The following is a 19,693-nucleotide window of genomic DNA, read 5'->3' on the forward strand; positions in this document are numbered from 1 at the left end:
CAACCTGTCAGGGCCGTTCATCCCGGGCCACTGGCTCGAATCTGCCTCATCACGGATACGATCATGATCAAACTGCACACCAACCACGGCGTCATCACCCTGAACCTGTTCGCCGACAAGGCCCCGGAAACCGTGGCCAACTTCGAGCAATACGTGAAGGAAGGCCATTACGACGGCACCATTTTCCACCGTGTGATCGGCAACTTCATGATCCAGGGCGGCGGTTTCGAGCCGGGCATGAAGCAGAAGCCGACCCGCGCACCGATCAAGAACGAAGCCAACAATGGCGTGGCCAACAAGGTCGGCACCATCGCCATGGCTCGCACCATGGAGCCGCACTCGGCCAGCGCGCAGTTCTTCATCAACGTCGCCGACAACAGCTTCCTCAACCATAGCGCGCCGACCGTTCAGGGCTGGGGCTACGCCGTGTTCGGTGAAGTGGTCGAAGGCATGGACGTGGTCGAGAAGATCAAGGGCGTGGCCACCACCATGAAGGCCGGCCACCAGGACGTGCCGGTGGATGACGTGATCATCGAAAAGGCCGAAATCGTAGCCGAGTAAGTCGATGATCCTGCTGATCTCCGATCTGCACCTCGAAGAGAAACGCCCGGACATTACCCGGGCGTTTCTGCATTTTCTCGTCACCTGCGCGCGTCAGGCCGAGGCGCTGTACATCCTCGGCGACTTCTTCGAGGTCTGGATCGGCGACGACGGCATGACGCCCTTCCAGCACGAGATCGCCGGCGCGCTGCGCACGCTGAGCAATGCTGGTACGCGCATCTACCTGATGCACGGCAATCGCGACTTTCTTATCGGCAAGCGCTTCTGCCGCGAGGCGGGCTGCACCCTGCTGAGCGATCCGCACAAGGTGCAGATGAACGGCGAACCCGTGCTGCTGATGCACGGCGACAGCCTGTGCACTTTGGATGTCGGCTACATGAAGCTGCGCCGCTGGCTGCGCAACCCGCTATCGCTGCTGATTTTGCGCAACCTGCCGCTCGCCACCCGGCAAAAGCTGGCGCGCAAACTGCGCAACGAAAGCCGCGCACAGACGCGGATGAAGGCCAGCGAGATCGTCGATGTCACCCCCGAGGAAGTGGTCCGGGTAATGGCCGAGCACGGCGTACGTACGCTGATCCATGGACATACCCATCGGCCGGCGGTGCACGAACTGAAGGTGAATGGCCAGCCGGCAAAGCGCATCGTGCTGGGCGACTGGGATCGTCAGGGCTGGGCGCTGCAGGTCGATGGCGAGGGCTTCAATCAGGCGCCGTTCGAGCTGACGCCAGCCTGACCGTAGCCCGGATGAAATCCGGGGGATCTTCGGAGTTGCTCCCCGGATTTCATCCGGGCTACGACTGCAAGGCTTTACTCCCCTCTCCCATTTATGGGAGAGGGGTCGGGGCGGCCCGCGTAGGGAGAGGGCAACTGCGGAGGCTGCAACGCCCTCTCCCGCCCTTCGGATCATCAGATGGCCGCTTCGCGGCTGCTTTCTATGGGCACACCACTATGGAAACGGAACTGCTCGTCCGGCGAGGTGATCAGTTCCCGTTCCACCGCCCGCACCACCTCGATACGCGCGTCCACGTCCGCCGCGTCACCATACAGATAGGCGAGTTTGAGATAGCCGCGGTAGTGGCGCCCTTCGCTCTCCAGCAATCCGGCGTAGAACTTGGCCAGCTCGGCATCCAGACGCGGCACCAATGCGGCGAAACGCTCGCATGAGCGCGCCTCGATGAAGGCGCCGACCACCAGCACGTCCACCAGCCGCTCCACTTCGCCACCGCGCAGCAGCGCCCGCAATCCCGCCGCGTAGCGCGACGCGGAAACATGGCGAACTTCGATGCCACGCGCGCGGATGATCTTGCTCACCTGTTCGAAATGCACCAGCTCCTCACGGGCCAAACGCGACATTCGCGCGGTCAATTCGGTCTTGGTCAGGTAGCGCCCCATCAGGCTAAGGGCGGTCTGTGCTGCCTTGTATTCCAGATTGCGGTGGTCGAGCAGAAGGATTTCCTGCTGGCGCAGGGCCTCTTCCAGCCAGGCGTCGGGGGTCGCGACGCCGCCGAGAAACTCGAGAATTTCCTGCAGGATCGTTACAGGTTCCTCACCGTTACTCGGAACATGCTGGACATTTGACATCATATTTGAAGCGCTCTCGGTGCTGGCGAGGTTGGAAATGGCGGGCCATTATACGAGTGGCAGGCCGCACGACCAGCACGCCGTTGATACAGGTCAAGAAGCTGCTGGCAATGACGCACCTATAGTTGGATAAGCGCTATTCATTCTCAGGGAGACGACCATGCAAGCGATCCGTAGCATTCTGGTGGTGATGGAACCCCAGCACCCCGAAGGCCTCGCGCTGAAGCGGGCAAAACTGGTAGCCGGAGTCACCCAGTCGCATCTGCACCTCTTGGTATGCGACAAGAAAGGCGACCACAGCGCGTGGCTCAACGATCTCAGCAGCAGTCTCGCCGGGGAAGGTTTCAGCGTTTCCACCCAGCAGTCCTGGCATGACAACCAGCACCAGACCATCATCGCCGTGCAGCAGGCCGAGGGCTGCGGCCTGGTGATCAAGCAGCACCTGCCGGACAACCCGCTGAAGAAAGCCCTCCTCACCCCCGAGGACTGGAAATTGCTGCGCTATTGCCCCGGCCCGGTGCTGATGGTCAAGACCGAGCGCCCATGGACCGGCGGCAAGATCCTCGCTGCAGTTGACGTCGGTAATGCCGACGGCGAGCACCGCACCCTGCATGCCGGCATCATCAGCCACGGCTACGATATCGCCGGTCTGGCCAAGGGCACGCTGCACGTGACCACCGCACACCCGACGCCTATGTTGTCGGCAGCCGATCCGACCTTCCAGCTCAAGGAAACCATCGAGGCGCGCTACCGCGAGCAGTGCCGCAGCTTCCAGGCCGAATACGACATCAGTGACGAGCGCCTGCATGTGCTCGAAGGCCCTGCCGATGTAGTGATTCCACAGGTGGCTCACCAGCTCGATGCCGCAGTCACCGTGATCGGCACCGTCGCACGCACGGGGCTTTCCGGCGCTTTGATCGGCAATACCGCCGAGGTCGTACTCGATGCACTGGAAAGCGACGTGCTGGTGCTCAAGCCGGACGAAGTCATCGCCCATCTCGAGGAACTGGTGGCACAGCGCTGAAACAGCGCCTGAAACGAAAATGCCGCTCGTTTCCGAGCGGCATTTTCATATCCAAAGACCGAACTACACCCTCAGCTCCAGGCCTTCACGCAGAAACTTCGGCGCGATGTAGCGCTCGTAGTGCGCCTCGGAGAGCAGGAAGAACTCCCTGTCGATGGCATCGCGCAGATCGGGCAGCGCCCAGTTGCGGAACTCCGGCAGCAGCACCATGCCGTAGGCTTCCAGTTGATTGATCACCCGCGCGCCCCGTGCGATCAGCTGGTAGGCCCAGCAGTAGGGAGACTGCTGCGGCACGAAGCGAATCTGCCGCTGCTCCAGCTGCTGCCGCAGGCGCTGCTCGTCGAACACTTCAAGCTTGGCCGTCATCACCTGCACCAGCAGCACTTCCAGGCGCGTCCAGACGGCGCGTTTCTCCTCGTCGGTGTAGCTGTTCCAGTTGATCACCTCATGGTGGAAGCGCTTGCAACCGCGGCACACGACATCACCGTAAACGGTCGAGCAAAGGCCCACGCAGGGCGTCTTGATGCGCTGATTGGACATGACAAAGCAATACGGACAGCTGAACAGCCTGGCATCTTAGCCCTTTGTCTAATCCTTATCACCCCCACGGATGCGGGGACATCGGCTTAACTTTATCCGCGCTTTCCATTAGAATCGGCCCGCCTTTTACGGCGCCAATGTCCGTTGGAAGCTGTTTTCAAAGCGTCACGAGCACAGTCGATCCTGCAGGTACGATGGCGGCGCAGCCACTCGGAGTCCCCCCGAGTCTCTGCGCCCGCCCTCATCAGAAACCGTCCTGCCGGCGTAAAACTTTGAAAGCAGCTTCTACAAGAGACTCATGAAACCTCGGCTGATCGGCTCATAAAGTCGAAAAGCGCCTGGTTCGTGGTTCTCTGGATCGCGTCCCGGACAACCCTTTGGGACCACTGATGAGGGTAATAACTGTGCTTGAAGCCTATCGCAACCACGTAGCAGAGCGTGCCGCTCAGGGTATCGTGCCCCAGCCGCTGAACGCCGAACAAACCGCAGGCCTGGTCGAGCTGCTGAAAAACCCGCCGGCTGGCGAAGAAGAATTCCTCGTAGACCTGATCACCAACCGCGTACCGCCGGGCGTTGACGAAGCTGCCTACGTCAAGGCCGGCTTCCTCTCTGCCGTTGCCAAGGGCGAAGCCACTTCCCCGCTGATCAGCAAGCAACGCGCCGTCGAGCTGCTGGGCACCATGCAGGGCGGCTACAACATCGCCACTCTGGTGGAACTGCTGGACGATGCCGCCCTGGGCACCGTTGCTGCCGAACAACTCAAGCACACCCTGCTGATGTTCGACGCTTTCCACGACGTCGCCGAGAAAGCCAAGGCCGGCAATGCCAACGCCAAGGCCGTGCTGCAGTCCTGGGCCGATGGCGAGTGGTTCACCAACAAGCCGGCCATCGCCGAGAAGTACAGCCTGGCCGTGTTCAAGGTGCCGGGCGAAACCAACACCGATGACCTGTCCCCTGCCCCGGACGCCTGGTCGCGCCCTGACATCCCGCTGCACGCCCTGGCCATGCTGAAAATGGCTCGCGACGGCATCGTGCCGGAGCAGCAAGGCGCCATCGGCCCGCTGAAGCAGATCGAAGAGATCAAGGCCAAGGGCTTCCCGGTCGCCTACGTCGGTGACGTGGTCGGTACCGGTTCTTCCCGTAAGTCCGCCACCAACTCGGTGCTGTGGTTCTTCGGCGACGACATTCCGTACGTGCCGAACAAGCGCGCTGGCGGCTTCTGCTTCGGCACCAAGATCGCCCCGATCTTCTACAACACCATGGAAGACGCCGGCGCCCTGCCGATCGAGTTCGACGTGTCGAACATCAACATGGGCGACGTGATCGACGTCTACCCGTACGCCGGCAAGGTCTGCAAGCACGGTACCGACGAAGTCATCACCACCTTCGAACTGAAGACCCCGGTGCTGCTCGACGAAGTCCGCGCTGGCGGCCGTATCCCGCTGATCGTCGGCCGTGGCCTGACCGAAAAGGCTCGTGCCGAGCTGGGCCTGGGCTCCTCCGACCTGTTCAAGAAGCCGGAGCAGCCGGCTGACAGCGGCAAGGGCTTCACCCTGGCGCAGAAGATGGTCGGCAAGGCCTGCGGCGTCGAAGGCGTGCGCCCGGGCACCTACTGCGAACCGAAGATGACCACCGTCGGCTCCCAGGACACCACCGGCCCGATGACCCGCGACGAGCTGAAGGACCTGGCTTGCCTGGGCTTCTCGGCCGACCTGGTGATGCAGTCCTTCTGCCACACCGCGGCCTATCCGAAGCCGATCGACGTCACCACCCACCACACCCTGCCGGATTTCATCCGCACCCGTGGCGGCGTGTCCCTGCGTCCGGGCGACGGCATCATCCACAGCTGGCTGAACCGCATGCTGCTGCCTGACACCGTCGGCACCGGCGGCGACTCGCACACCCGCTTCCCGATCGGCATTTCCTTCCCGGCCGGCTCCGGCCTGGTGGCCTTCGCCGCCGCTACCGGCGTGATGCCGCTGGACATGCCGGAATCGGTTCTGGTGCGTTTCAAGGGCAAGATGCAACCCGGTATCACCCTGCGTGACCTGGTCCATGCCATCCCCTACTACGCCATCCAGAAAGGTCTGCTGACCGTCGAGAAGAAAGGCAAGAAGAACATCTTCTCCGGCCGCATCCTCGAGATCGAAGGCCTGGACAACCTGACCGTCGAGCAGGCGTTCGAACTGTCCGACGCCTCCGCCGAGCGTTCGGCTGCCGGTTGCACCATCAAACTGCCGGAAGCGGCCATCGCCGAGTACCTGCAGTCCAACATCACCCTGCTGCGCTGGATGATCAGCGAAGGCTACGGCGATGCCCGCACCCTGGAGCGTCGTGCCCAGGCGATGGAAGCCTGGCTGGCCAACCCGGTGCTGATGGAAGCCGACAAGGACGCCGAGTACGCCGAAGTCATCGAAATCGACCTGTCCGAGCTCAAGGAGCCGGTTCTGTGCGCCCCGAACGACCCGGACGACGCCCGTCTGCTGTCCACCGTGGCCGGCGACAAGATCGACGAAGTGTTCATCGGTTCGTGCATGACCAACATCGGTCACTTCCGCGCTGCCGGCAAGCTGCTGGACAAGGTCAAGGGCGGTATCCCGACCCGTCTGTGGCTGTCGCCGCCGACCAAGATGGACGCGCACCAGCTGACCGAGGAAGGCTACTACGGCATCTACGGCAAGGCCGGTGCACGCATGGAGATGCCGGGCTGCTCGCTGTGCATGGGTAACCAGGCACGTGTGGCTGCCAACTCCACCGTGGTCTCGACCTCCACCCGTAACTTCCCGAACCGTCTGGGCGATGGCGCCAACGTGTACCTGGCCTCTGCCGAACTGGCAGCGGTCGCTTCGATTCTCGGCAAGCTGCCGACCGTCGAGGAGTACATGGCCTACGCGAAGGATATCGACAGCATGGCTGGCGACATCTACCGCTACCTGAGCTTCGACCAGATCGCCGACTTCCGTGAAGCCGCGGCCAACGCCAAGATCCCGGTCGTTCAGGCCTGATCCAAGCGTCGTAAAAGGAGCCCCGCCCAGTGCGGGGCTTTTTTATGCACGCACAGAAGACCTTTTGCCGCACCGCCTTGCAGCCATTGCGCAGCCGTCTACCTTCTGAAATGGGAAGCCCCCCGGATCACCATTGAGGAGCAGATCATGAAGCCATGGATCATCGCCGCCCTTTGCCTGTTCGGCCTGGTCGGTTGCAGCAGCGAGTACATCATCACCACCACAGACGGGCAGATGCTCACCAGCGACGGCAAGCCGGAGCTGGACGAGGATACCGGCATGCTCGAGTTCACCGACAGCGAGGGCCGCAAGCAGCAGATTCCGCAAAACAACGTCAAGCAGATGCTCGAGCGCTGAGGCCCGCACTACGCACTGGCATATGCCTTGCTTCATCTCACCGCAAAAGGCCCGCCCAACGTCGGAAACGGCTTGATCGACAATGGCGTCGTATTCAACCCGGCTCTACAGCCGGGATGGGTGCGACGCTTTTTTATGGGCGGCACTCCATTGGCCAATGTCTTTGCGTGAACCTAAGGATGCAGCATGAGCGAACACAACATCTCTCGCGACGATGCCCTGGCCTGGGCCTGGGGCAGCAACGCCCCGGAGAAAAGCGTGCTGGACATCGGTTTCATGGCCCTGAGCGACTCAGCCCCGGTGATCGTCGCTGCCACTCAGGGCTTCGCCGAGAAGTACGGACTCAGCATCAGGCTACATCGCCAGACCTCCTGGGCCGGCCTGCGCGATCGTCTGCTCAACGGCGAGCTGGACGCGGCGCACAGCCTTTACGGGCTGATATACGGGGTGCAACTGGGCCTTGGCGTCGGTTCGGCCACCGACATGGCCGTGCTCATGGGTCTGAACCAGAACGGCCAGAGCATCAATCTCTCGCACTCACTGCAAGCGGCCGGCGTGACCAGCGGCGAAGCACTGCGCAAGCATGTGCACCAACATAAGGCACGCCTGACCTTCGCCCAGACCTTCCCCACTGGCACTCATGCCATGTGGCTCTATTACTGGCTGGCCAGCCAGGGTATTCATCCCTTGCGCGACGTCGACAGTGTGGTGGTGCCGCCACCACAGATGATCGAGCACCTGAAGGCCAGGCGCATCGATGGGTTCTGCGTCGGCGAACCCTGGACTGCCAAGGCAGTGGATGAGCAGCTCGGCTGCACCCTGACCACCATCCAGGCGATCTGGCCGGACCATCCGGAAAAGGTGCTGGGCTGCACCCGTGCCTTCGTCGAGCAAAATCCCAATACCGCCCGCGCGCTGATCATGGCGGTGCTCGAAGCGGCCCGTTTCATTGACGAAAGCGAAGAGAACAAACGCAGCACTGCACAACTGCTCAGTGGCAGCGCGTATGTCGATGCCCCACTCTCGGCAATTACCCCGCGTTTTCTGGGCCAGTATAAGGACGGTTTGGGCCAGGCCTGGCTGGATGAGCACCCACTGCGCTTTCACGCCGGCGGCCTGGTCAATCAGCCGTATCTGTCCGACGGCATGTGGTTCATGACCCAGTTCCGCCGCTGGGGCCTGCTGCGCAGCGATCCCGATTACCTGACGGTGGCCCGCCAGGTCCAGCAACTGGCGCTGTATCGTGAGGCCGCCACGGCCCTGGACATCGCCGTGCCGGGGGAAATGCGCAGCTCCATCCTGCAGGACGGCAGTTGCTGGGACGGCAGCGATCCGGCCGCCTACGCCCGCAGCTTCCGCCTGCACGCCCTGGCCGAAAGCCCGGCTGCCATTCTGTAACCGCCGGGAGTGCCATCGATGCTGCGTATCCTGCTGATCAACGACACCCCGAAGAAGGTCGGCCGCCTGAAAAGTGCGCTGATCGAGGCCGGTTTCGAGGTGATCGACGAATCCGGCCTGACCATCGACCTGCCCGAACGCGTCGAGGCAGTGCGCCCGGACGTGATTCTGATCGACACCGAATCGCCCGGCCGCGACGTCATGGAGCAGGTGGTGCTGGTCAGCCGCGACCAGCCGCGCCCGATCGTCATGTTCACCGACGAGCACGACCCCGGCGTCATGCGCCAGGCGATCCAGAGCGGGGTCAGCGCCTACATCGTCGAGGGCATCCATGCACAGCGCCTGCAGCCAATTCTCGACGTGGCCATGGCACGCTTCGAGAGCGACCAGGCGCTGCGCGCGCAGTTGCAGGCGCGAGACGCGCAACTGGCCGAGCGCAAGCGCGTAGAACTGGCCAAGGGCCTGCTGATGAAGATGAAGAGCTGCAACGAAGAAGAGGCCTACACCTTGATGCGCCGCCAGGCCATGAGCCGCCAGCAGAAGCTGATCCAGGTGGCCGAGCAGATCATCGCCATGCACGACATGCTCGGCGGATGAGCATACCGGCAATTTCGATGCCATGAAGCCAGCACCCAGACCACCGATCATCCGAAAGCTAACTGGAGGGGTCAAACGAAGCTGAACTCAGTCATGCAGCGACAGGTCCTGTTTGGGGTTCAACGGGGAATCAGGGAGCTCTCGATCACCCCACGAACTCCACCCATGGAGAGGTCCGCCCGTATCGCCGAGGCTACGGAAAGACCCGTCATCTAGAGCATGACTTCAGGAAAAACAACGATGAACAACAACCTTGTCGCAACGTCTAGCAAGCGTAGTTACGCCACCGCAATTGGAGCTGCAGTGGCGGGCTCGCTACTGAGCTTCGCCAGCCAGGCCGAACTACGTCCGGAACTGGCTCCCGGCGGCAACTTCGCCTTGGAGAACTGGTCGCTGACCTTGCCGATTGATGCAGACGGCAGTAACCAGGGCCGCGCCCAAACGCTGCTTCCTGACCGGCTCAGCGGGCCGCAGGGTTTCACCTCCCCCTACTTTCGCACCGACAGCGACGGCGCCATGACCTTCTGGGCCCCCGCCAACGGCGCACTGTCGGCGCGCGCGAACTATGCCCGCGCCGAACTGCGGCAAATGATCGACCCCAGCTCCAACGTCGTGAACTGGGACAACCAGGGCCGCGCACACCTGGACGCACGGCTGCGCGTTCTGCAGGTTCCGGTGAGCAACGGCCTGGTGGCCGTGGGCCAGATTCACGCGTATGAGGCCATGCCGCTGGCCACCCTGTACTACCAGTACGACATGGATGCACAGAACGGTCGACTCTTCGCCACCGTCAAGGAAAGCCCGGAAAGCACCGAGGAAGGCAAACGCTATACCGTGGCGCAAGGCATTCAGCTCGGCCAGGCATTCATCTATCGCCTGGGCATGGCGCGCAACCGCAATGGCGTTGCCGAGGTGGCCATCTCGGTCAACGGCTCACCTGCTCTCCAGGTACCACTGGACCCGGCATGGGACAGCCGTACCTTCTACTTCAAGGCCGGCGCTCTGCTGAACAGCCGCAGCGATAACGGCGAAGATGGTGCACGGGTCAAGTTCTACCGCCTGGCCACCAGCCATCCCGCTGCCGGCCTGCACATCACCCAGCTTTCCGCATTGCCACAGGCCAGCGTCGGTGCCCCTTACTCCGTTCAACTGCAATCGCGCGGAGGCGTGGGCGGCACCACCTGGCGGCTGGTCAGCGGCTTCCCCCCAGCCGGCCTGACCCTGAGCCGCGACGGCGTGCTCAGTGGCGAGCCGCAACGTGCCACGTCGATCCCCGATGATTTCACGGCGCAGATTCGCGACGCCAACGGCAACACGGTTTCCAAGAAATTCTCCATCGTCATCAATCCCTGAGGCGAAGCTCGATGATGGTTGGCTGAGTCCCCGGGGCTCAGCCAGCACTCGACAGAATTCCCCGCTGCGCTTATCTTCTCGCCAGGCCGCCAGATGCGGCCAACGTCGCTCGGACGGTTCCGGGCGCTCACGTACTCCCGAGGAAATCATGGCCGAGAACGCCAAGCGCCGCTTTGCGCGCATCGATCGTCTCCCCCCCTACGTCTTCAACATCACCGCCGAACTGAAGATGGCCGCGCGCCGCCGCGGTGAGGACATCATCGACTTTTCCATGGGCAACCCCGACGGTGCGACTCCGCCGCACATCGTCGAGAAGCTCGTGCAGGTCGCCCAGCGTGAAGACACCCACGGCTACTCCACCTCACGCGGTATTCCCCGTCTGCGCCGCGCCATCTCGCGCTGGTACAAGGACCGCTACGAGGTGGAGATCGATCCGGAAAGCGAAGCCATCGTCACCATCGGTTCCAAGGAAGGCCTGGCGCACCTGATGCTGGCCACCCTGGATCATGGCGACACCGTACTGGTGCCCAACCCCAGCTACCCGATCCATATCTACGGCGCGGTGATCGCTGGCGCCCAGGTGCGTTCCGTGCCGCTGGTGCCGGGCGTGGACTTCTTCGCCGAACTGGAACGCGCCATCCGCGAGTCGATTCCCAAGCCGAAGATGATGATTCTCGGCTTTCCCTCCAACCCCACGGCGCAGTGCGTGGAGCTGGACTTCTTCGAGCGCGTGGTGACCCTGGCCAAGCAGTACGACGTACTGGTGGTGCACGATTTGGCCTACGCCGACATCGTCTACGACGGCTGGAAGGCACCGTCGATCATGCAGGTCCCAGGCGCCAAGGACATCGCGGTGGAGTTCTTCACCCTGTCCAAGAGCTACAACATGGCCGGCTGGCGGATCGGCTTCATGGTCGGCAACCCCGAGCTGGTCAGCGCCCTGGCACGCATCAAGAGCTATCACGACTACGGCACCTTCACCCCGCTGCAGGTAGCGGCCATCGCGGCGCTGGAAGGCGACCAGCAGTGCGTGCTGGATATCGCCGAGCAATATCGTCAGCGCCGCAATCTGTTGGTCAAGGGCCTGCATGAGATCGGCTGGATGGTGGAAAAGCCAAAGGCTTCCATGTACGTCTGGGCCAAGATTCCCGAGGCCTACGCTCATCTGGGCTCGCTGGAGTTCGCCAAGAAGCTGCTGGCAGAGGCCAAGGTCTGCGTCTCGCCCGGTCTGGGCTTCGGCGACTACGGCGACGACCACGTGCGCTTCGCCCTGATCGAGAATCAGGACCGCACACGCCAGGCGCTACGCGGCATCAAGGCGATGTTCCGCGCCGACGGCCTGCTCCCGGGCAAGCCGACCAGGACCGAGTGAGCGATCACTAAGGGCGCCGTCAGGCGCCCTTTTCGTTATGCGAAGGGAAACTGACAAGTTCTGCGACAATTAGGGACGTTAGCCCAGGCTAAGCGGTAGTTTCGGGTAATTGCCGGACAAAGTGAACGTCCGTACACTGCGCGCCCCTCCTCCTACGGTTTCCCCAAATGCTCTTCGTTTTGCGCATGCTGCTCATGGGCGTGCATTTCGTTTTCGCCGGCCTGGGCGGTCTGCTGCTCGGTCTGTGCCGCCCCTTCAACCCCGACAACAGCCGCCTCTGTGCACGCCTCTATTCGTTGCCTGCCTTGTGCCTGCTGCGCCTGAAGCTGAAGACTGATGTTCGCCCTCTGCTGGAGCATCAGCGTTCCTGCGTGATCATCGCCAACCACCAGTCCAATTTCGACCTCTACGTGCTCGGCCGCGTGGTGCCGAAACGTACCGTGAGCATCGGCAAGAAGAGCCTCAAATGGGTGCCCTTTTTCGGTCAGCTGTACTGGCTGGCCGGCAACGTGCTGATCGACCGCAGCAATGCCGCTGCCGCCAAGCGCGCGATGCTCACCACCACGGAAACCCTGCGCCATCGCGACACCTCGATCTGGGTCTTCCCGGAGGGTACGCGCAACCTCGGCCGCGGCCTGCTGCCGTTCAAAAAGGGCGCGTTCCAAATGGCCATCACAGCGGGCGTGCCGATCATCCCGGTATGCGTGAGCAACTACAGCAAAGCCATGCGCCTGAACCGTTGGGACAGCGGTCGTATTCTGATTCGCGCGCTACCGGCGATCCCCACTGCAGGGCTGAGCCTGGACGACATGCCCGCGCTGATCGAGCGCTGCCAGCAGACCATGAGTGAGTGCATTGCCAGCATGGATCAAGAGCTGGCCACGGCGTAAGTGATGGCGCGGGTGCCGGGGAGAAACGACAACCCGCGCCAGCCATCAAACTGATCGATAGTTACTCTGCAGAGCATCCATTATTCAATCGAAATGACTTGAGCGATTCTGTGCCCACGCCAACGCCTGACCTGGAGCACAGAACATGTCCCGCCTCTCTCAAGCCGCCCGTAACGGCGCCCTCGCCGCCATCGGCCTGTATCTGATCAGCACCTCCACGGTACTGGTCCTGAGCTACGCCACCCTGCAGCCCAGTACACCGACCTTCGAACAACCGGGTCCGCTGCACAGTCTGATCGGCCAGTTGCCAGCCCTGCTCGGCGCTGTTTCTCCGGGTTGAGTGGGCAATCATGATCAGGAAGCAACGTACCCGCCTGCTGATGCTGGCCAGCCTGTCTCTGCTGACGACCCTGCTGGCACTCAGCGGCGCCGGCGAGAGCTCGGCCAGCGCCGTGGCACGCAATATCGAATGCAGCCATAAACTGTCCCACCACCTCGACCTGGCAGAAAGCCTCAAGCGACAGCGCAGCAGCCCGCCACCGAGCCGAAGCGAACAACTCTCGCCCTACTTCGTACCAGCCAAGCACGCATGAAAAAGCCCGGTCAACCGGGCTTTTACTTGGTTCGAATCAGGCTCAGCCTTTGGCCGACCTGCCCTGCGCCACGAAACGCATCATCCACTCCGCCACGGCATTGCCCTGCTGCGAATGTTTGAGGCTGTCCACGCCTTGCTGGTAGATCTGTTCACCGAGATGCTGCTGACGCAGGTCGAGCAATGCACGTGAATAGTCGTGAACGAATTCCGGATGCCCCTGGAAGCACAGCACCTGGTCTTCGATATGGTAGGCGCCAATCGGGCAGAAATCGCTGGAAGCCAGCAGCGTGGCCTTCTCCGGCAGTCGGGTGACCTGATCCTGGTGGCTGATCAGCAGCTGCAGCTCGTCCAGCGCCGGAGTCATCCACTCGGGTTTGTTCTCCAGGCGATAGCTGTGTACGCCGACGCCCCAACCCTGCTCGGCACGTTCGGCCTTGCCGCCCAGCAGCAGCGCCAACAGCTGATGACCGAAGCAGATGCCCAGCAGCTTGTCGCCACGCTTGTAGCGCTCAAGCAGATATTCCTTGAGCGTCTGAATCCAGGGTTCGCTGCCGAAGGAATCGGCCTTGCTGCCGGTTACCAGATAGGCATCGAATTTCTCGCTATCGGGCGGGTAATGCCCCTCCACCACGTTGTAGACACTGAACTCCGCCGCCACCGGCTGTTGAGCGAAGAGTTGCTCGAACATACGGCCGTAGCCCTGATACTGGTCGACCAGTTCGGGGCGGAGGATGTCAGTTTCCAGAATGCAGATACGCAGTGACATGAGGTTTCCTGTGGCAAGCACGACGTGCGGGGAATTTGTGCGTTTTACTTAACACATGAATCTGCACAAAGAAATACCCGCCCTTATTTTTAGTGATATTTGCATGCGTTTCCCGCTGTGCAAGGCACCGAACGATCGTCAATTAAAATTGACAGCACAGCGGCGCGCAGGTGCAGCGTCAGGCACCATCATCCGCTTCGATAGTTACCATGCACCGCATTAGCTTCTGTGATTGCCAGCTCGCGACCAATATCGGCACATCGGGCCATCGCCCTCATCGCACAGAAGGACATCGATCATGAGCATCTACGCCGCACTCGCCAGCTTCGCCGCCGCCTCCGCGTTCCAGACCGCTGCACCGGTTCGTCCCGAGCAGGCTGCTGCAGCCCGCGACGTTCGTCCCAGCTGAGACGACCGCAGGAGAGCAGCCATGCACAGCCAACTCAGCCTGGACGCCTACGGCGTCACCTACGTTCACCTGCAAGACGGCGGCCTGCAATTCGAAAGCGAAGCCGCGCTGCTGCTCGAAGACGGCAGCATGCTGACCTTGCGCATGCCGACCCGGCACAGCGAGATGCTGGCGATTCATGAAGCAGTCTGCATTCGGCAGGGCTGGTGCCAGCGAATCTGAGGCGGCTTTGGCGAAAGAAGAAACGGCCCATAGGGCCGTCTTCTTTCAGGGCCTAGGGCGCCTTAGAAACGCTCGTCACGGGCGGCCTTTTCCAGCAACAGTGCAGGCGGAAGAAAGCGCTCACCATACTGCTCGGCCAGATACTGCGCACGCGCGACGAAGTCCTTCACGCCGTACTGGTTGATGAACTGCAGCGCACCGCCGGTCCAGGCGGCGAAACCGATGCCGAAGATCGAGCCGATATTGGCGTCGGCCACCGACCTCAGCACGCCCTCCTCCATACAACGCACCGTCTCGATGGCCTGGATGAACAGGATGCGATCACGTACGTCTTCCTGCGGAATCTGCGCATCGGCCTTCTCGAAGCGCGCCTTGAGCTCCGGCCACAGGTACTTCCGGCCCGTGGCCGGATATTCGTAGAAGCCCATGCCCGCCGCCTTGCCTGGCCGCTTGTACTCGTTAAGCATCAAGTCGATGACGGCAAAGGCCGGGTGCTCGGGGACGGTCTTGCCCTCGGCCGCCAGGTCCTTGATGGTCTGCTGGCGGATATGATTCATCAGGCTCATAGACACTTCGTCGCTGATGGCCAGCGGCCCGACCGGCATGCCGGCCTTGCGCGCCTCGTTCTCGATCATCGCTGCGCTGACGCCTTCGCCGAGCATGGCCAGGCCTTCATTGGTGAAGGTGCCGAACACGCGCGAGGTGAAGAAGCCGCGGCTGTCGTTGACCACGATGGGCGTCTTCCTGATCTGCATGACGTAGTCGAAGCCACGCGCCAGGGTCTCGTCCGAGGTCTGCTCGCCACGGATGATCTCCACCAGCGGCATCTTGTCCACCGGGCTGAAGAAATGCAGGCCGATGAATTTCTCCGGTTTTGCCACGGCAGTGGCCAGGCCGGTGATCGGCAGCGTCGAGGTGTTGGAGGCGATCACCGCATCGCTCAGCGCCGCGGCCTCGGCGGCAGCGGTGACCTTGCCCTTGAGCGCACGGTCCTCGAACACCGCTTCGATGATCAGGTCGCAGCCCTCGAAGTCTGCCTCGCTAGCGGTGGCCTTGATCAGCCCCAGAAAGGCCTCGCGCTGCTCGGCCGTCATGTGGCCCTTGCCAACCTTCTTGTCCAGCAGCTTGGCCGAGTAGCTCTTGCCCTTCTCCGCCGCTTCGAGGGAAACATCCTTGAGCACCACCTGGATGCCGGCCGCTGCCGATACGTAGGCGATGCCAGCGCCCATCATGCCTGCACCGAGCACGCCGACCTTCTTCGTCTGGGTTTTCGGGTAACCCTGCGGACGCGAGCCACCGGCGTTGATCTCGTTGAGCTGGAACCAGAAGGTGCCGATCATGTTCTTCGCCACCTGACCGCAGGTCAGCTCGGTAAAGTAGCGCGCCTCGATGATCTGCGCGGTGTCGAAATCGACCTGCGCGCCCTCGACGGCGGCGCACATGATCTTCTCCGGCGCCGGGAAGCAACCCTTGGTCTTGTCGCGCAGCACGCTCGGGGCGATGGCCAGCATCTGCGCCACGTTCGGCGAGCTGGGCGTGCCGCCGGGAATCTTGTAGCCCTGCACGTCCCACGGCTGTTTGGCGGCCGGGTTGGCGACGATCCAGGCGCGAGCCTTGGCCAGCATCTCCTCGCGGTCACTGGCCAGGTCGTGGATCAGACCAGCCTTGAGCGCGGCGTCCGGGCGTACCTTCTTGCCCTCGGCCAGGTACGGCAGGGCCTTTTCCAGGCCAAGCAGGCGCACCATGCGCACCACCCCGCCACCGCCCGGCAGCAGACCTAGGGTGACCTCCGGCAGGCCCAGTTGCACGTGGTTTTCGTTCAGCGCGATGCGGTGATGGCAGGCCAGGGCGATTTCCCAGCCGCCGCCCAGCGCCGCACCGTTGATGGCGGCGACCACGGGCTTGCCAAGGGTTTCCAGGCGGCGCAGCTGACCCTTGATTCTCAGGATCATCTCGTAGAAGCCCTGGGCCTCGGCCTGGGTGACCTTGATCAGTTCATTGAGGTCGCCGCCAGCGAAGAAGGTCTTCTTCGCCGAGGTGACGATCACCCCGGCGATCGAGTCCCTTTCCGCTTCCAGGCGGTCGACGATCTGGCCCATGGCCTCGCGGTACACCGCGTTCATGGTATTGGCGCTCTGGCCGGGCATGTCCATGGTCAGGACGACGATATTGCCCTGGCCCTTTTCGTAACGGATGGCGTCAGTCATTTACCTGTTCCTTTTCGGCGCTGGGCCGTAGGAGCGAGCTTTGCTCGCGAAGGGTTGTGCCAGGTTCGCGAGCAGAGCTCGCTCCCACAAGAACCCAATCAAATACGTTCGATGATGGTGGCGATACCCATACCGCCGCCTACGCAGAGCGTGGCCAGGCCGTAGCGCAACTGACGCTTCTCCAGCTCGTCGAGCAGCGTGCCGAGGATGGCGCAGCCGGTGGCGCCCAGCGGGTGGCCCATGGCGATGGAGCCGCCGTTGACGTTGACCTTGTCCTCGGCAACGCCCATGTCCTTCATGAACTTCATCACCACCGAGGCGAAGGCCTCGTTGACCTCGAACAGATCGATGTCGTCGATGGACAACCCCGCCTTGGCCAGCGCCTTGCGCGTGGCCGGCGCCGGGCCGGTGAGCATGATGGTCGGGTCGGTACTGGTCACGGCGGTGGCGACGATGCGCGCGCGCGGCTTCAGCCCCAGTTCCTTGCCCTTGGCTTCGGAGCCGATCAGCATCAACGCCGCGCCGTCGACGATGCCGGAGCTGTTGCCGGGCGTATGCACATGCTCGATACGCTCGACATGGCTGTAAACGCGCAAAGCTGTGGAATCGAAGCCCATCTGCCCCATCATCTCGAAGCTCGGCTTGAGCTTGCCGAGGCCTTCGACGGTCGAGTCGCCACGGATGAATTCGTCATGGTCGAGCAGCACGATGCCGTTCTGGTCGGTCACCGGCACCAGTGACCTGGCGAACGAACCATCGGCGCTGGCGCGCGCGGCCTTCTGCTGCGAGCGCAGGGCGAACGCATCGACATCGGCGCGGCTGAAGCCCTCCAGCGTGGCGATCAGGTCGGCGCCGATGCCCTGCGGGACGAAATTGCTGTGCATGTTGGTTTCCGGGTCCATGACCCAGGCACCGCCGTCCGAGCCCATGGGCACGCGCGACATGGACTCCACGCCGCCGACCACCACCAGATCCTCGAAACCGGAGCGCACCTTCATCGCGCCCATGTTCACCGCCTCCAGGCCCGAGGCGCAGAAGCGGTTGAGCTGCACGCCGGCGACACTGATGTCCCAGTCCGCGACCATGGCGGCGGTCTTGGCAATATCGGCGCCCTGATCGCCCACGGGCGTCACGCAGCCCAGCACGATGTCGTCCACCTGGCTGGTATCCAGGTCGTTGCGCACCTGCAGCGCCCGCAACAGGCCGGCAACCAGTTGCACCGGCTTGACGCTGTACAGCGCACCATCCTTCTTGCCCTTGCCACGGGGCGTGCGCACCGCGTCGAAAATATATGCTTCGGTCATGGCGTCCTCGGAGACTAATACGGCGCTGGCGGAACAGGTTGCCCCAACCACGCATGTTCATATTGAGCCTGCCTACCATAGCGCCGAGGCGTTGGGGCTCAATGACCGAAGCGCTCAGCGCCATTGACCACTGAGCTCAGACGAACGGTCGTTTGACCTCCAGGAAGCGGTGAAGCTTCCGCAGACTGTCTGTCTCAAGCCTCGCTGCCCGGTGACCCGGATCTATGCATAGCCCGAAGTTCTAACCAAGGATCATTAGCAACCAAGTCATCTAAAGGACCACTGATGCCAGCCCTAGAGTTAATTCTGTTCCCGCCACCAAACGGGTTCAGGGAGCCGCTGCCGGGACATGCCGGGGCGGTGAATCAGAACCACGCCCAGGCGTGATACAGCGATCTGCCAGGCAGTAAGGCAGCACCCAACGCCACCCATAACAACAAAAGGCACGCGGCCATGTTCAAACAGCCGAAATACCGCCAGGCAGGGGTCATCCTCTTCGCCACGGCGGTCGTCCTGATCCTTCCCAACCTGACCCGTCTGGTCAGTTGAAGCTCGCAGCCCCGCCTGTGCCGGCGCCGTGCTGCGCTCAGCGCAGGGCGGGTATCCACCATGCCAGTAGCAAGGGAATGAGTGCGAATGCGAGCAGCGTCGAGCACAGCACCAGGCTGGCGACCTGCTCCGGCGAGCGGCCTGCGCGTACGGCGAACAGGTAGTTGAACACCGCCACCGGCATCGAGGCTTGCAGCACCAGCACGGCATGGGCCAGTGGCTGCAGCCCCATCGCCCAGCCGACGAACCAGCCCAGCGCCGCCCCGCAGACAATGCGCAACAGGCCCAGCAGCAGGCCATTGCCCAGATGCTGCACACGGATGCTCGCCAGCGATACGCCCAGGGTGAGCAGCATCATCGGGATGGTCATGCCGCCCAGCAGGTCGACGGTGTTGGCCAGCCAACGGGGCAGCTCGAAGTCGAGAAACAGCACCGGCAGCACCAGTGCCAGGCTGATCATGATCGGATTGACCAGCAGTCCCTTGAGCGAGCGCTCGGCCCCGGACAGCAACATACCGACGCTGAAATGCCCCACCGACAGCACCAGGAAGAAGGCCACCGACAATGCCAGGCCAGCCTCGCCGAAGGCGAACAGCGCCATGGGCAGCCCCATGTTGCCCGAGTTGGAAAACAGGAAAGCCGGCACCAGCACCTTCCAGTCGATGGCGAACAGGCGACTGAGCAGCACGCCTACCAGCCCCATCGACAGTGTCACCAGCACACAGGCCAGAGCCATCTGCGAGAAGGCGCCAAGATCCAGTTCGGCTCGGCTCAGGGTCGAAAGCACCAGGCAGGGCGTGCCGATATTCAGCACCAGACGCGCGACGAAATCCGTCGGATAGGCGTGACCGCTGCGCGCCCAGCCGTAGCCGATACCCGCTGCGATCAACACCGGGGCCAGAACAGCGAACAACTCGGCTAACATCTGCGACTCCCGCCATATCGAGCGAGGCATCCTAGACT

At 62.7% G+C, this 19,693-nt stretch carries 20 protein-coding genes; 14 read left to right on the forward strand and 6 right to left on the reverse strand.

What is annotated here, in order from left to right:
• The first annotated feature begins 63 nt into the window (after positions 1-63).
• Positions 64-561, forward strand: coding sequence for a peptidylprolyl isomerase (locus DXK50_RS21185; protein ID WP_092375076.1), 498 nt, complete (start codon positions 64-66; stop codon positions 559-561).
• Between the two features lie 4 nt (positions 562-565).
• Positions 566-1,294: a UDP-2,3-diacylglucosamine diphosphatase gene (lpxH, locus tag DXK50_RS21190; protein ID WP_212631645.1), complete on the forward strand. Its 729-nt coding sequence runs from the start codon at positions 566-568 to the stop codon at positions 1,292-1,294.
• Positions 1,295-1,467: 173 nt separating this feature from the next.
• Here the strand turns inward: lpxH and DXK50_RS21195 are convergent, their stop codons facing one another.
• Positions 1,468-2,145, reverse strand: a complete 678-nt coding sequence (locus DXK50_RS21195) for a MiaE family protein (protein WP_212631646.1) — start codon at positions 2,143-2,145, stop codon at positions 1,468-1,470.
• A 157-nt stretch (positions 2,146-2,302) separates the two neighbouring features.
• Between DXK50_RS21195 and DXK50_RS21200 the strand changes: the two genes are divergently transcribed.
• Positions 2,303-3,166, forward strand: coding sequence for a universal stress protein (locus tag DXK50_RS21200; protein ID WP_161865405.1), 864 nt, complete (start codon positions 2,303-2,305; stop codon positions 3,164-3,166).
• Between the two features lie 63 nt (positions 3,167-3,229).
• Here the strand turns inward: DXK50_RS21200 and DXK50_RS21205 are convergent, their stop codons facing one another.
• Positions 3,230-3,706 (reverse strand): DUF1289 domain-containing protein, encoded by a 477-nt coding sequence (locus DXK50_RS21205; protein ID WP_161865404.1) that lies wholly within the window; start codon positions 3,704-3,706, stop codon positions 3,230-3,232.
• A 404-nt stretch (positions 3,707-4,110) separates the two neighbouring features.
• Between DXK50_RS21205 and acnB the strand changes: the two genes are divergently transcribed.
• The 9 genes from acnB (at position 4,111) to DXK50_RS21250 (ending at position 13,271) form a co-directional block, all read left to right on the forward strand.
• Positions 4,111-6,711, forward strand: coding sequence for a bifunctional aconitate hydratase 2/2-methylisocitrate dehydratase (acnB, locus tag DXK50_RS21210; RefSeq protein ID WP_212631671.1), 2,601 nt, complete (start codon positions 4,111-4,113; stop codon positions 6,709-6,711).
• 147 nt (positions 6,712-6,858) lie between these two features.
• Positions 6,859-7,068 carry a YgdI/YgdR family lipoprotein gene (locus DXK50_RS21215; protein ID WP_161865403.1) on the forward strand — a complete coding sequence of 70 codons (210 nt, stop codon included), beginning with the start codon at positions 6,859-6,861 and terminating at the stop codon, positions 7,066-7,068.
• A 186-nt stretch (positions 7,069-7,254) separates the two neighbouring features.
• Positions 7,255-8,466 carry a CmpA/NrtA family ABC transporter substrate-binding protein gene (locus DXK50_RS21220; protein ID WP_212631647.1) on the forward strand — a complete coding sequence of 404 codons (1,212 nt, stop codon included), beginning with the start codon at positions 7,255-7,257 and terminating at the stop codon, positions 8,464-8,466.
• Positions 8,467-8,484: 18 nt separating this feature from the next.
• Positions 8,485-9,063, forward strand: coding sequence for an ANTAR domain-containing response regulator (locus DXK50_RS21225; RefSeq protein WP_003240990.1), 579 nt, complete (start codon positions 8,485-8,487; stop codon positions 9,061-9,063).
• A gap of 240 nt (positions 9,064-9,303) precedes the next feature.
• Positions 9,304-10,416, forward strand: a complete 1,113-nt coding sequence (locus DXK50_RS21230; RefSeq protein WP_212631648.1) for a polysaccharide lyase family 7 protein — start codon at positions 9,304-9,306, stop codon at positions 10,414-10,416.
• Positions 10,417-10,564: 148 nt separating this feature from the next.
• Positions 10,565-11,788 carry an alanine transaminase gene (gene alaC, locus DXK50_RS21235; protein ID WP_212631649.1) on the forward strand — a complete coding sequence of 408 codons (1,224 nt, stop codon included), beginning with the start codon at positions 10,565-10,567 and terminating at the stop codon, positions 11,786-11,788.
• A gap of 167 nt (positions 11,789-11,955) precedes the next feature.
• Entirely contained in the window at positions 11,956-12,678 is a 723-nt protein-coding gene (locus DXK50_RS21240) for a 1-acylglycerol-3-phosphate O-acyltransferase (protein ID WP_161865399.1), read from the forward strand.
• A 145-nt stretch (positions 12,679-12,823) separates the two neighbouring features.
• Positions 12,824-13,018, forward strand: a complete 195-nt coding sequence (locus tag DXK50_RS21245; protein WP_161865398.1) for a hypothetical protein — start codon at positions 12,824-12,826, stop codon at positions 13,016-13,018.
• A gap of 10 nt (positions 13,019-13,028) precedes the next feature.
• A complete protein-coding gene (locus tag DXK50_RS21250; protein WP_212631650.1) occupies positions 13,029-13,271 on the forward strand; it encodes a hypothetical protein in 243 nt (80 codons plus the stop codon).
• Between the two features lie 42 nt (positions 13,272-13,313).
• Here the strand turns inward: DXK50_RS21250 and DXK50_RS21255 are convergent, their stop codons facing one another.
• The gene (locus tag DXK50_RS21255) at positions 13,314-14,039 is read right to left on the reverse strand and encodes an amidotransferase (RefSeq protein ID WP_161865396.1); all 726 of its coding nucleotides are present in this window, start codon (positions 14,037-14,039) and stop codon (positions 13,314-13,316) included.
• Between the two features lie 298 nt (positions 14,040-14,337).
• Here DXK50_RS21255 and DXK50_RS25225 point away from each other — a divergent pair, with 298 nt between their 5' ends.
• Complete coding sequence (locus tag DXK50_RS25225; protein WP_283089146.1) at positions 14,338-14,448, forward strand: PA2485 family small membrane protein; 111 nt, start codon at positions 14,338-14,340, stop codon at positions 14,446-14,448.
• A gap of 21 nt (positions 14,449-14,469) precedes the next feature.
• Entirely contained in the window at positions 14,470-14,670 is a 201-nt protein-coding gene (gene ptrC / locus DXK50_RS21260; protein ID WP_212631651.1) for a type III secretion system co-regulatory protein PtrC, read from the forward strand.
• A 62-nt stretch (positions 14,671-14,732) separates the two neighbouring features.
• On the opposite strand, the gene DXK50_RS21265 is transcribed toward ptrC, so the two are convergent.
• From DXK50_RS21265 to DXK50_RS21275, 3 genes are all read right to left on the reverse strand, one after another.
• Positions 14,733-16,877, reverse strand: coding sequence for a 3-hydroxyacyl-CoA dehydrogenase NAD-binding domain-containing protein (locus DXK50_RS21265; protein WP_212631652.1), 2,145 nt, complete (start codon positions 16,875-16,877; stop codon positions 14,733-14,735).
• A gap of 98 nt (positions 16,878-16,975) precedes the next feature.
• Positions 16,976-18,181, reverse strand: a complete 1,206-nt coding sequence (locus tag DXK50_RS21270; RefSeq protein WP_161865393.1) for an acetyl-CoA C-acetyltransferase — start codon at positions 18,179-18,181, stop codon at positions 16,976-16,978.
• Positions 18,182-18,767: 586 nt separating this feature from the next.
• Complete coding sequence (locus tag DXK50_RS21275) at positions 18,768-19,655, reverse strand: AEC family transporter (RefSeq protein WP_161865392.1); 888 nt, start codon at positions 19,653-19,655, stop codon at positions 18,768-18,770.
• Positions 19,656-19,693: the final 38 nt, after the last annotated feature.

This window comes from Pseudomonas sp. KB-10 (assembly GCF_018221585.1).
Taxonomy (GTDB): domain Bacteria; phylum Pseudomonadota; class Gammaproteobacteria; order Pseudomonadales; family Pseudomonadaceae; genus Aquipseudomonas; species Aquipseudomonas yangonensis.